Source organism: Microbacterium sp. HMH0099 (assembly GCF_049384025.1).
Taxonomy (GTDB): domain Bacteria; phylum Actinomycetota; class Actinomycetes; order Actinomycetales; family Microbacteriaceae; genus Microbacterium.
Map to the genome: position 1 here is coordinate 221,914 of NZ_JBMRJR010000001.1, position 12,657 is coordinate 234,570.

11 protein-coding genes are annotated in these 12,657 nt (G+C 72.7%); 1 reads left to right on the forward strand and 10 read right to left on the reverse strand.

Features of this window, described 5'->3' with window-relative positions:
* Positions 1-6: 6 nt before the first annotated feature.
* Together ACO03V_RS00870 and ACO03V_RS00875 are read right to left on the reverse strand one after the other, a co-directional pair.
* On the reverse strand, positions 7-1,242 hold the full coding sequence (locus ACO03V_RS00870; RefSeq protein ID WP_423136252.1) for an alpha-hydroxy acid oxidase: 1,236 nt from the start codon (positions 1,240-1,242) through the stop codon (positions 7-9).
* A gap of 78 nt (positions 1,243-1,320) precedes the next feature.
* Complete coding sequence (locus ACO03V_RS00875; RefSeq protein WP_423136253.1) at positions 1,321-2,793, reverse strand: MDR family MFS transporter; 1,473 nt, start codon at positions 2,791-2,793, stop codon at positions 1,321-1,323.
* Positions 2,794-2,864: 71 nt separating this feature from the next.
* Between ACO03V_RS00875 and ACO03V_RS00880 the strand changes: the two genes are divergently transcribed.
* A complete protein-coding gene (locus tag ACO03V_RS00880; RefSeq protein WP_423136254.1) occupies positions 2,865-3,521 on the forward strand; it encodes a TetR/AcrR family transcriptional regulator in 657 nt (218 codons plus the stop codon).
* On the opposite strand, the gene ACO03V_RS00885 is transcribed toward ACO03V_RS00880, so the two are convergent.
* The 8 genes from ACO03V_RS00885 to ACO03V_RS00920 form a co-directional block, all read right to left on the reverse strand.
* A complete protein-coding gene (locus ACO03V_RS00885) occupies positions 3,505-4,350 on the reverse strand; it encodes a transglutaminase family protein (protein ID WP_423136255.1) in 846 nt (281 codons plus the stop codon). The two genes, ACO03V_RS00880 and ACO03V_RS00885, sit on opposite strands and share 17 nt — an antisense overlap.
* Positions 4,351-4,387: 37 nt before the next feature.
* Positions 4,388-5,320 carry an alpha-E domain-containing protein gene (locus tag ACO03V_RS00890; RefSeq protein ID WP_423136256.1) on the reverse strand — a complete coding sequence of 311 codons (933 nt, stop codon included), beginning with the start codon at positions 5,318-5,320 and terminating at the stop codon, positions 4,388-4,390.
* Complete coding sequence (locus ACO03V_RS00895) at positions 5,314-7,029, reverse strand: circularly permuted type 2 ATP-grasp protein (protein ID WP_367732614.1); 1,716 nt, start codon at positions 7,027-7,029, stop codon at positions 5,314-5,316. Before ACO03V_RS00895 ends, ACO03V_RS00890 begins: the two co-directional genes overlap by 7 nt.
* Positions 7,030-7,164: 135 nt before the next feature.
* Positions 7,165-8,346 carry a zinc-dependent alcohol dehydrogenase gene (locus ACO03V_RS00900; RefSeq protein ID WP_367732612.1) on the reverse strand — a complete coding sequence of 394 codons (1,182 nt, stop codon included), beginning with the start codon at positions 8,344-8,346 and terminating at the stop codon, positions 7,165-7,167.
* A gap of 104 nt (positions 8,347-8,450) precedes the next feature.
* Positions 8,451-9,215 (reverse strand): glycosyltransferase, encoded by a 765-nt coding sequence (locus ACO03V_RS00905; protein WP_423136257.1) that lies wholly within the window; start codon positions 9,213-9,215, stop codon positions 8,451-8,453.
* Positions 9,212-10,618, reverse strand: coding sequence for a PIG-L family deacetylase (locus ACO03V_RS00910; protein WP_423136258.1), 1,407 nt, complete (start codon positions 10,616-10,618; stop codon positions 9,212-9,214). The genes ACO03V_RS00905 and ACO03V_RS00910 overlap by 4 nt, the downstream gene beginning before the upstream one ends.
* Entirely contained in the window at positions 10,612-11,721 is a 1,110-nt protein-coding gene (locus tag ACO03V_RS00915; protein ID WP_423136259.1) for an acyl-CoA dehydrogenase, read from the reverse strand. The genes ACO03V_RS00910 and ACO03V_RS00915 overlap by 7 nt, the downstream gene beginning before the upstream one ends.
* A gap of 71 nt (positions 11,722-11,792) precedes the next feature.
* Positions 11,793-12,629: a helix-turn-helix transcriptional regulator gene (locus ACO03V_RS00920; RefSeq protein WP_423136260.1), complete on the reverse strand. Its 837-nt coding sequence runs from the start codon at positions 12,627-12,629 to the stop codon at positions 11,793-11,795.
* Positions 12,630-12,657 lie beyond the last annotated feature (28 nt).

Sequence of the window (12,657 nt, forward strand, 5' to 3'; positions counted from 1 at the left end):
AGCCGCCTACGGCGCGACCGGTACGAGGCGCGTCAACTGCGTGACGTGCCGCGGCTCGAGCTCGTCGAGCGACGACACCCCCAGCAGGGTCATGGTCCGCTCGATCTCGCTCCGCAGGATGGCGATCGTGCGGTCGACGCCCTGCCGTCCCCCGGCCATCAGGCCGTAGAGGTACGCGCGCCCCACGAGGGTGAACTTCGCCCCCAGGGCGATGGATGCCACGATGTCGGCGCCGTTCATGATCCCCGTGTCGACCATGATCGTGGCGTCCTTCCCGACCTCGCGCACGACCGACGGCAGCAGCCGGAACGGGATCGGCGCACGGTCGAGCTGACGACCTCCGTGGTTCGACAGGACGATCCCGTCGACGCCGCGGTCGATCAGGCGGGCGGCATCCTGAACGTTCTGCACCCCCTTCACCACGAGCTTTCCGGGCCACATCCCGCGGATGACGTCGAGGTCGTCGTAGCTGATCGTCGGATCCATCGCGGCGTTCAGGAGCTCGCCGACGGTGCCGCCGGTCGTCGTCAGCGAGGCGAACTCGAGCTTCGGCGTCGTGAGGAAGTCGTACCACCACCACGGGCGCGGGATCGCGTTGACGATGGTCGCGACCGTCAGCTGCGGGGGGATGGAGAAGCCGTTGCGCTTGTCGCGCAGGCGCGCCCCCGCGATCGGGGTGTCGACGGTGAACATGAGCGTGTCGAAGCCGGCGGCCGCGGCCCGCTCCACCAGACCGAACGAGAGCTCGCGCTGCCGCATGACGTAGAGCTGGAACCAGTTGCGCCCCACGGGGTTGGCCGCCTTCACCCCCTCGATCGACGTCGTGCCCAGGGTCGACAGGGTGAACGGGATGCCGGCCGCTGCCGCGGCGGACGCCCCGGCGCTCTCACCCTCGGTCTGCATGAGACGGGTGAACCCCGTCGGGGCGATCCCGAACGGCAGAGCGGACGGGCCGCCGAGGATCTCGCACGCGGTGTCGACCTCGGCCGCCGGGCGGAGGATGTCGGGGTGGAACTCGATGTCCTCGAACGCCCTCCGCGCGCGGTCGAGCGACAGCTCCCCCTCGGCGGCGCCGTCGGTGTAGTCGAACGCCGCCTTCGGCGTCCGCCGCTTGGCGATCGTGCGGAGGTCCGCGACTGTCAGGGCCGCCTCGAGCCGTCGCGTCCGCGGATCGAGCTCGGGCTTCTTGAACTGCATGAGCTCGAGGAGCTCGCCGACCTTGGGCAGCTGCCGCCGGACCATGGACACCCCCGCACGTCGAATGTGGTCAGACCACGCTACCGGCTCGCGAGAGCACACGCTCCTGCCGAGACGGTGCCGTCAGTGCGCGGTGGGCGCCGGGGCGGAGGCGGGGGTCGGCGTCCGCACGAACGCGGCCAGGACGATCACGGCCAGGGACAGGCACGCGGCCGTGAAGAACGCCGAATGGATGCCGCTCGCCGTGGCATCCACCGTCGAGGTCCCCCCGTCGGCCAGCGCCGACGCCGAACCGACCGTCATGAGCGTGACGAACACCGCCGTGCCGGCGGCGCCGGCCAGCTGCTGCACCGTCGAGACGATCGCCGACCCGTGGGGGTAGAGCGGCCGCGGCAGCGAGCCCAGCGCCGAGGTCATCAGCGGGGTGAACATGAACGCCAGGCCGAGGCTCAGCAGGCAGTGCACCGCGACGACCAGCCCGACGGGCGTCGAGGCCGACAGCGTCGCGAAACCCCACAGCGCGAGGCTCGCGACGATGGAGCCGGGCAGGACCAGCGGCCGGGCGCCGAAACGGTCGAAGAGGTTGCCGACGATCGGCGCCATGAGGCCCATGAGCAGACCGCCCGGCAGCAGCATGAGCCCGGTCGGCAGGGTGCCGAGGCCGAGGACGTTCTGCAGGTACAGCGGCAGCAGGATGAGCACGCCGAACAGCGTGGTCATGGCGACCACGACGAGCACGACCGCGATCGAAAACGTCGAGTGCCGGAACACGCCGAGGTCGAGCAGGACGCGGTCGCTCCCGGCCAGACGCAGCTGGCGCACGACGAACGCCGCGAGCGCCACCGCGCCGAGGACCAGCGGGATCCAGACGGGGACGACCGCGTGGCCGCCGGCGGCCTCGCCGATGCTCGACAGACCGAAGATGATGCCGCCGAACGCGATGGCGGACAGGACGACCGAGAGGACGTCGAGGGTGACGCGGGCGGTGTCGGCGAGGTTGCGCACCCAACGGGCGCCGAGCGCGATCGCGACGAGGGCGATCGGGATCATGACGATGAACATCGCCCGCCAGGGGAACACCGACAGGATCAGCCCGGACACGGTCGGACCGACCGCCGGGGCGACCGAGATGACGATCGAGATCAGGCCCATCATGCGGCCGCGGCGGTGCGCGGGGACGACGTTCAGCACCGTCGTGAACAGCAGCGGGATCATGATGGCGGTTCCGGAGGCCTGGACCACGCGACCGACGAGCAGCACCCCGAAGCCGGGCGCGACCGCGGCGACGACCGTGCCGAGGGTGAACAGCCCCATCGCCGCGAAGAACAGGGAGCGCAGCGGGAACCGCTGGATGAGGAATCCGGTCACGGGGATGACGACGGCCATCGTCAGGAGGAAGGCCGTCGTCAGCCACTGCGCGGTGGCGGCGGTGATGTCGAGCTCGCGCATGAGCTCGGGCAGGGCGACGCCCATGATCGTCTCGTTGAGGATGACGACGAACGCGGCGACGACGAGGAGGGCGATGACCGCGCCCGGGCGTGCGGCCGGGCGCGAGGAGGACGAGGAGGCGGCGGGAACCGTTCCGGTGGCGACCATGGGGGACCAATCTGAGCAGACGAAGACAAGTTGACAGTCACTGCCAATAAGACATGGACTACTCTAGCCGCATGGAGACCGACCCGGCACCCCTCGGCGGGCTGCGCGATCGCCGGCGCCGCGAGACGTCGCTGGAGATCTGCGCCGCCGCCCTCGACCTGTTCGAGGAGAAGGGCGTCAGCGGGACCACCGTCGATGAGATCGCCGCGCGTGCAGGCGTCTCGCCGCGGACGTTCTTCCGCCTCGCGGGCACGAAGGAGCAGGCCGTCTTCGTCGACGACGCCCGCTTCGTCGAGGCCCTGGCCGGCGTCGGCGAGGAGGGCGACGACATCGCCGCCCTCACGGCGGCGCTCCGCGCGGTGTTCCGACGCGAGCTCGGTCAGCTAGACGCGGACGCGGACGCCCGCGAGCGCTACCTGCGCGTGCGACGGCTCCTGGCCCACGAGCCCGCGCTGCTCGGCGCGGCGATCCGCCGCGAGATCACGTCGTCCGACCGCTTCATCCCCGAGATCGCGGAACGCATCGGCGCCTCCGAACTCGACGTGCGCACCGCCGCCGGCCTCACCGGCGTCGAGATGCGCATCACCCTCGACGAGTGGGCGCGCCGGAACGAGCTCGGCCAGCAGCACAGCCTCGTCGACCTGCACCGCGAGGTGCAGGCACGCGTCGCCGGCGCCGTGGCCCCGTCCGGGACGCGGAGGGGACCGCGCGTCACGTCTCGCGCGTGATGGTGACCTTGACCTTGAGCTGGCTCTTGCCGGGACCCGCGTAGACCCCGCGCAGCGGCGGCACGTCGTTGTAGTCGCGGCCGCGCCCCACGAGCACGTGCCGGTCGCCGATCTCGATGTTGTTCGTCGGGTCGAACCCCTGCCAGTCCCCCGCGAACCACTCCACCCAGGCGTGGGACTCGCCGGTGACGGCCTCTCCCACCTCGGCGGACGGACGCGGGTGCAGGTAGCCCGAGACGTAACGGGCCGGGATGCCGACCTCGCGCAGGGCCCCGAGCGTGACGTGCGCGATGTCCTGGCAGACGCCCTTGCGGGCCTCCCACGCGTCGGTCGCGGTGGAGTGGACGCCGGTCACGCCCTGCATGTACTCGATGGCGTCGCCGACGGCCTCGGCGATGGCGTGCGCCGCGGGGCCCGGCCGGTCGTGCTGCGCGGCGATGGACCGGGCGAGCTCGACGACGTCGGGATGCGGCATCGTGCGGCGGGTCTGCGTCAGCTGCTCGACCGTCTCGAGCGAGCCGGACGCCTCGGCGGCCAGCGCCTCCCACGTCATGTCGGCGTGCTCGATAGGGCGCGGACGCACCTCGACGAGCGACCGTGCCGTGATCGTCAGCGACGAGTGCGGAGTCATCACGTCGAAGGCCGCGACCCGCGTGCCGAAGTAGTCGACGTACTGGTTCACCGACGTCGACGGCTCGATGTCGAGCGACGAGCTCAACACGAACTGGCTGTCGGTGGAGTGCGGGAGCATCCGCGCCTCGTTGTACGAGGCCGTGGCGTCGCCCTGGTAGACGAAGCCGGTCTGGTGCTCGATGCGCAGGCGCTTCATCGCTCGCCTCCCGCGGGGGTTCGACCGCTGGCATCCATCATGAGATCTCTCCGATCCACGCCGGCTCCGCCTGCGTCGGGAAGAAACGGGAGCGGATGGCCTCGGATGCCTCCCGCGTCACCGTCTGCACGCGCTGCATGTGCTCCGGCAGCTCGGCGAGGATGTCGCTGACCGGGCGGTACTCGAGGTCGTTGCGGATCTGCCCCAGCGCGCGCAGCACCGTGTTCGAGTGTCCGACGCGGTCGGCGCGGGGATCGATCGCGCTCATGCACTCCTCGGCCCGCTGGATCGAGTAGATGATCGACCGCGGGAAGAGGCGGTCCAGCAGCAGGAACTCCGCCGCGTTCCGCGCGCTCGGCATGCCGCGGTAGGTGCGGAGGTAGGCCTCGTAGGCGCCGCACGAGCGGAGGATGGTCGTCCAGGACGGCCCGGACACGTCCGTGAGCGACCGCGTCGCGAGCAGCCGCGCCGTCATGTCGGTGCGCTCGATGCTGCGGCCGAGGGTGAAGAACTGCCATGCCTCGTCGCGGTTCGTCGACGAGTCCACGGTGCCGATGGCGAGGGCGGCGCGCTCGCGCACCCACTGGAAGAATTCGTGCACCTTGTCGGTCTGCAGACGCCGCGGCATCCGGGAGTTCGTGGTGTTGAGGATCTCCCACAGCTCGGTGGACACGATCTCGCGGGCCCGGCGGGCGTTCTCCCGGGCCGCGGTCAGCGAGTACGCGATGCTCGACGGATTCATCCGGTCGACGGCGAGACGGGCCAGCACGTCGTCGCGGCGGACCGTGTCGAGGGTCGCGGGGACGCCCGAGCCCATCACGCTGAGCAGCGACCGGCAGGCGGTGTCCTCGTCGATCCACGGGTCCTCGAGCAACAGCTGGAGGTGCACGTCGAGGATGCGGGCGGTGCCGTCGCTGCGCTCGATGTAACGGCCGATCCAGAACAGGCTCTCGGCGATACGGCTCAACACGCGGGCACCTCCCGGGTCTGCTGCTGCTGCTCGGCCTGCGGGCCGTGCTGCACGGACGCGTCCTGCTGCTGCTGCTCCTGCTGGTCACGGTCCGGGCGGTGGTCGCGCGGCGCCGTCGCCGGGGCGGGCTGGCCGTCGTAGATGATCGGGATCGACTCGGTCACGGCGGCCTGGTCGGCGACGAGGCCGGAGACCCCGTTGCCCTGGCCGTACTCGACGTGCGACGGCGCCGCGCCGCCGACGACCCAGGTGTCCTTCGAGCCGCCGCCCTGGCTGGAGTTCACGACCAGCTGCCCCTCGGGGAGCGCGACGCGGGTGAGACCGCCGGGGAGGACCCAGATGTCGTCGCCGTCGTTCACCGCGAACGGGCGGAGGTCCGCGTGCCGCGGGCGCATCCCGTCCTCCACGAGCGTGGGGATCGTCGAGAGCATGACGACGGGCTGCGCGATCCAGCCGCGCGGATCGGCCAGCAGGCGCGTGCGCAGGGCGTCGAGCTCGGACGGAGAGGCATCCGGTCCCACGACCAGGCCCTTGCCGCCGGACCCGTCGACGGGCTTCACCACGAGCTCGTCGAGCCGGTCCAGCACCTCCTCGAGCGCGCCCGGGTCCTCCAGGCGCCAGGTGTCGACGTTCTTGAGGATGGGCTCCTCGGCCAGGTAGTACCGGATGAGGTCGGGCACGTAGGTGTACAGCAGCTTGTCGTCGGCGACGCCGTTGCCGACCGCGTTCGCGATGGTCACGTTGCCGAGCCGTGCGGCGAGCATGATGCCGGGCGCGCCCAGCATCGAGTCGGCCCGGAACTGCAGCGGGTCGAGGAAGTCGTCGTCCACGCGGCGGTAGATGACGTCGACGCGCTGCGGCCCGCGGGTGGTGCGCATGAACACCTTGCCGCCGATGCACAGCAGGTCGCGGCCCTCGACGAGCTCGACGCCCATCAGGCGCGCGAGCAGCGTGTGCTCGAAGTACGCCGAGTTGTAGACCCCGGGCGTCAGCACGACGATGTTGGGGTCGTCGATCCCGGGCGGGGCCGAGGCGCGCAGCGCGGCGAGCAGCTTGTTCGGGTAGTCGCCGACGGGGCGGACCCGCATGGACACGAACAGCTCGGGAAGAGTCTGCGCCATGACCCGGCGGTTGGAGATGACGTAGCTCACACCCGAGGGCACGCGCACGTTGTCCTCGAGCACGCGCATCTCGCCGTGCTCGTCGCGGATGAGGTCGATGCCCGACACCTGGATGCGCACGCCGTTGGCGGGACGGATGCCGGCGGCCTGACGGTAGAAGTACTGCGACGACGAGATGAGACGGGCGGGCAGGATGCCGTCGCGCACGCAGTGCTGGTTGCCGTAGGCGTCGTCGAGGAACGCCTCCAGCGCCCGGACGCGCTGCTTGACCCCGGCCTCGATCCGCGACCACTCGTCGTAGGCGATGATGCGCGGCACCGCGTCGAGGGGGAACGGCCGCTCCTCCCCGGCGAAGTCGAACGTGACGCCCTGCGCGAGATAGGAGCTGGCGAGCGACTCGGTGCGCCCGCGCAACTCGTCCTGCGTCATCTGCGCGAGGGTCTGATAGAGCTCCCGGTAGTCCTCGCGCGACCGCGCCGTGCCCCCGGCGGCGGCCGGGTCGCCGAACATCTCGTCGTACGCCGGGATGCCGGAAGCGGTCTTGCGCGGCGCCGTCGCGGAGCCGTAACCGTCGAACAGGTCACCCATGCTGCGAGCCTACCCACGCCCGTGTTGCGGGGACGTTTCACCGCGCCCGCCGCGGCGGGGAGACACGGGACGACGGGATGCCGAGACATCGGCCCCCCACGCGACGCGTCTCCCGCCGGCGGTGGGTGTGCCGGCTCAGGCCCCCGGGCGCAGGACGACCTTGATGCAGCCGTCCTCCTTCTTCTGGAACGTCTCGTACAGGCCGGGGGCGTCCTCGAGCGGGGCGTGGTGGGTCACGAGATCCATGACGCCGAGCGGGTCGGCGGGGTCCTCCACGAGCGGGAGCAGGTCGTCGACCCAGCGCTTGACGTTGCACTGCCCCATGCGCAGCGCGATCTGCTTGTCGAACATCGTCTTCATCGGGAGCACGTCGGCCTCGCCGGCGTAGACGCCGCTCAGCGACACGGTGCCCCCGCGGCGGACCAGGTCGATCGAGGCGTACACCGCGGCGAGGCGGTCCAGGCCCGCCTTGTCCATGAGCTTCTGCGCGAGCGCGTCCGGCAGGAGTCCCACCGCGTTCTGCGCGAGGCGGATGCCGCCGTTGCCGTGCGCCTCCATGCCGACCGCATCCACGACGCCGTCCGCGCCGCGCCCTTCGGTGAGGTCGACCAGCTCGTCGACGACCGTGTCGGTCAGGTCGTACGTCAGGACGCCGTGGCGCTCGGCCATCGCGCGACGCTCGGGCTCCGGCTCGATCGCGAGGACGCGGTAGCCGAGGTGCACGCCGATGCGCGCCGCGAACTGTCCGACCGGTCCGAGTCCCATCACGGCGAGGGTGCCGCCCTCGGGCACACCGGCGTACTTCACGCCCTGCCAGGCGGTGGGGACGATGTCGCTGAGGAAGAGGTAGCGGTCGTCGGGGAGGTCCTCGCCGACGCGGATGTGGTTGTAGTCGGCCAGCGGGACGCGGAGGTACTCGGCCTGACCGCCGGGAACCTGACCGTAGAGCTTCGTGTAGCCGAAGAGGGCGGCGCCGCTGCCGTACTCGCGCACCTGCGTGGTCTCGCACTGGGACTGCAGACCGCGACGGCACATGAAGCAGTGCCCGCAGGAGATGTTGAACGGCACCACGATCCGGTCGCCGACGGCCAGCTGCGCCACCGCGGAGCCGACCTCCACGACGACCCCCATCGGCTCGTGCCCGAGGACGTCCCCCTTGTCGATGAACGGGCCGAAGAGCTCGTACAGGTGCAGGTCGGAGCCGCAGATGGCGGTCGAGGTGATCTTCACGATCGCGTCGGTGGGTTCGAGGATCGTGGGGTCGGGGACCTCCTCGACGCTGACGTTCCGCTTGCCCTGCCAGGTGAGTGCTTTCATCGCATTGCCTTTCGTTCCGGGGGATGGCCAGTCTGCGCGTCCCGCGTTTCCCGCCCCACCGGTTGACCCGCGGCGGCAGGGGTGCAGGGGCCCGCAGCCGGCGCCTACCGGGCCGCTGCGTCGAGGCGGAGGTGCACCTGCGCGAGGAACGCGGCATAGCCCCCGGGAGTCCGGCCGACGAAGCGCCCGGACGTCTCGACCTCGTGCTCGTCGCTGGCCCGGATGTCCGCGCCTCGTCGCCGCAGCGCCTCCACGAGTGCGACGTCCTCGTGCGCGGGGAGGTGCGGCACCCCTCCCGCGTCGAGATACGCGCGCGCCCGCACGCCGAGGTTCGCGCCGTGGACGTTGCCGGGCGGTCGGCCGCGGTGATGCGTCGCCCGCCAGTAGGCCGCGTGCCGCTCACTGAGGTCGGCGAAGTCGGGGCGGACGGTGCCGAGAACCGCGTCGGCTCCCCCGTCCATCAGGTCGAGCTGATGGATGATCCATCCCTCGGGCACGACCGTGTCGGCGTCGGTCATGGCGATCCACGTCCGGTCGGGGTCCATGCCGCCCCCGGCGGCGGGGCCGGCGTCGTCGGCGGCGAGCCGGGCGAGGGCGGCCGCCACGGCTGCGCGTCGGGCGGTGCCGACGCAGCGCGCATCGATCCGCACGACGTCGGCGTCGCCGACCTGAGCCTCCGAGGCGTCGGTGCACGCGTCCAGGACGACCACCAGGGCCGACCGCAGCCCCGGCTCACGGGCGTGGGCGGCGTCGAGCGCGCGGCGCACCGACGCCAGGCACCGGCCGAGCAGCACCTCCTCGTTGTGCGCCGGGATCGCGACCGCGACGGCGCGGCCCGGCAGCGCGGGATCCTCCCGGCGTCCGCTCACGGGAGCAGCCCGCCCTCGCGCGCCACCGATCCCGCGCCCGGCGCCCCGAAGACCTCGAGAACGAAGTCCTCCTCCTCATGCCGCACCAGGCGACGGAGGCCGGGGTGCGCGGCGAGCGCAGCGTGCACGTCGTCACCCGTGCGGGGATACTCGGCGACCGGATGCCGCCAGTGGCACGCGACCAGGTGACCGCCCGGCCGAAGCGACCCGACGCAGGCCGTGAGGGCGCGATCGAGGTCCGCATCGCCCCAGTAGTAGGCGACCTCGGAGAGCACGATCAGGTCGAATACGCCGTCGGGCCATTCGGCGGGAAGGGCGGCCCGCCGGATCTCGACGCCCGCACGTCCCGCGAGACGGTCCCGGGCGCGGTCCACCGCCGCCTCGGCGAGGTCGACGGCCAGCACACGGTCGCAGCGCGCGGCCAGCTCCACGGTCAGCGCGCCGGTGGAGCAGCCGGCCTCGAAGGCGGCGTCGTACCGTTCACGCGGCAGCGTCGCCGTGACGATGCGTCGTTTGCGCTCCTCGTACCAGCGCGAGTCGAACCCCCACGGGTCGTCGTGTCTTTCGTACATGCCATCGAAGTAGGCGGCATCCATCGATCCGGACGTGACGCGCGCGTCCGCCTCCGCCTCCCCCACGACGGGCCGCGGGGGTTCCGGTGCGATGAGCAGCTCGACGGCGCGCGCGAAGTGCGCCTGCATCCCCGGGTGCAGCAGGGCCTCGTCGCCGGCGGCCGCGGACAGGGGATGCGTCTGGCTGACGTGGGCGTCGAGCGCCCGGGCCTTCGCCGCACGGGCGGCGTCGTCGAGGGCGACGGCCTCCATCCGGTCCCACGGGACGTCGGCGGGCGTCCCCCAGTGCCACAGCCAGATCGGGTAGGCGCGGACGCGCGCGCCCGCGCGGGCTCCGACCTCTTCGGCGATCTCGCCGACGACGCGGTGGTCGCGGTGCCCGTCCCCTCGCCACGGCGACACCACGAGGACGCGCTCGTCGGCCGACGCGGCCGCCAGCACGGCGGTGAGGGCGGTCGCGATGGCATCCCGATGTCCGTCGGTGCCGCCGTCCGGCAGGCCCAGGAACGTCGGCGGGGTGAGCAGCCCCAGTCGAGCCATCGCGGTGGTCAGCTCGTCTCGCCGCCACAGCGCGAGGCTGGCGGGGGTGACGCTGGGCGACTCGGGATGCGAACCCTCCCCGTCGGTCACGACGAGGACGTCGACCGGGATGCCGCGGGCCACCGCGCGCGCGATGGTCCCGGCGGCGCCGAGGCTCTCGTCGTCCGGGTGCGCCGCGACGACCACCAGACGGTCGACCCCCTCGTCGGCCGCGGGGATGTCCCGTGCGGCGAACGCCTCCGCCCACACGGTCTCGGGCGTACCCGGGTCGCGGTGGTCGAAGCTCACCACGCGCCGCCCGCCGTCACGACGTCGGCGCCGACGCGGGCGAGGTCCCGCTCCGCATGATGCTGTCGGATGTAGATCTGCAGGTCCGCGACCCGGCGCGCGTGCTCCTCGTCCGCGACCAGCGGCAAAGGGCCGAGGGCGTGAGCCGCGGCGGTGAGGACCGTCTCGACGGCGCCGGCCACCACGGTGCGCGCCCGCGCCGCGACATGCTTCTGCAGAACTGCGTCGTCGTCCGCCGCGACGGATCGCTCGCGCGCCGTCCGGTGCGCGCCGTCGAAGACGTCGGCGGCCTCCCGCAGCGCTGCGCGCGCCGCCCACAGCGCCGTGTCCGCGCGGCCGAGGTGCATCAGCGCGAGCTGATCGGCGCGTTCCGCCGCGGCCGCTGCGAGCAGAGCGGCCCGCAGCGGGAAGGCCCCGCCCCACCAGCACGCCGCGACCCCCACACCGCCGTGGGCGAAGCCGGGGCGGCGCAGATACCAGCCCGCCTCGCCGACCGGCACGGCGTGGACGCCCTCGAAGTCGACCGGCGCGCTGACGATCTCGGAGAGACCGCGGGAGTGCCAGGGCCCCGGCCGGGCGGTGACGCCCGGGCCGCGCAGGGACACCGCGAAGAGGCGCCGCTCGCCGGGGCCGACCCACGCGGTCACCAGCGCGTGCGACAGCTCGGCCGCGAGCGAGCACCACGGCTTCGTCCCCGTGAGCACCCAGCCCTCCGCCGTGTCTGCGGCGTCGAGTCGGACGCCCGGCCCCTCGGCCGCGAAGACGGCCCACGACGACGCGGGCCCCGAGCCGACGGCATCCAGGTCCACGTCGATGCCGGCCGCGCGGGCCTCCTCCAGGATGCCGAGGGCGTCGAGGTGCGGCTCCAGCACCCGGGCCATGGCGACATCGCGCGCCGCCACGGCGGCGAGCAGCTCCCACGTGGCGAGCACGCCCTGCGGGCGCCGGCCGCCGATCTCGACCGCGGCGGCGATGGTCGCCCCGAGGTCGCCCCCGTCGGCGGGGAGGGCGGCGACGGTGGCGCGGATCGCGGAAGCGGACGCGCGGGCACCCTCGCCGTCGCCGTCGAGCAGGAGCGGGGAGGGGGGAGAGTCGGGATCGGGCACAGTCCGATTCTCGACAGCGCCGGCCCCATCACGAAGGCTTGACAGGACCGCCGCGGAAACGCAGCGTTGCGTTACCCGGCCAGCTCTCCGACGACGGCGAGCAGACCGAGCCGCTCCGCGCTCTCCGAGCCGGGGACGGCGGTGTAGACCAGCAGCGAGTGCGACGACCCGGGGTCGGTGAGCACCTGGCAGTGCAGGTCCAGCGGTCCGACCGACGGGTGCACGAACCGCTTCGTCTCGGCCGGCCGCAGCCCCACCTCGTGCGCGGACCAGAGCTCCCGGAACTCGGGACTGACGGCGAGCAGGTCGTCGGCGAGGGCGGCCGCCCGGGAGTCGGGTCCCCGCCGGCCGACGATCTCCCGCAGACCCGCGGCGTACAGTCGGCCGAGGAACGCATGATCGGCGGGGTCGTAGAGCGCCCGGGTCCGCGGGTCCGTGAACCACCGGTACCCGAGGCTGCGCGCCGGACCCGTGCGCACGGACGCGTCCCCGGTGAGCGCCGCCCCGAGGCGGGTCTGCCGCAGGGTCTCGCCCAGCTCCGTGACGATCTCGGCGGGCGTGTCCTCGAGCCGGTCGAGGATGCGCAGCATGCCGGGACTGACGTGGTCGCCGGCCGGCCCGTGCTCGGTCGGCACATGCCCGGCCAGACGGAACAGGTGATCGCGCTCGGCGCGTGAGAGGTGCAGCCCGAGGGCGATCGCGGCGAGCATCTGCTCGGACGGCTGCGGGCCGCGCTCCCGCTCGAGGCGGGCGTAGTAGTCCGTCGACATGTGCGAGAGAGCCGCGACCTCCTCTCGCCGCAGTCCGCGGGTGCGCCTGCGGGGCCCGCGCGAGAGCCCGACGTCCTCGGGCTGGAGCGCCTCGCGGCGCGTGCGGAGGAAGTCGGCCAGCGCAGTCCTGTCGATCACGGATGTCCCCTCGTGTCGCCTCCTGTCT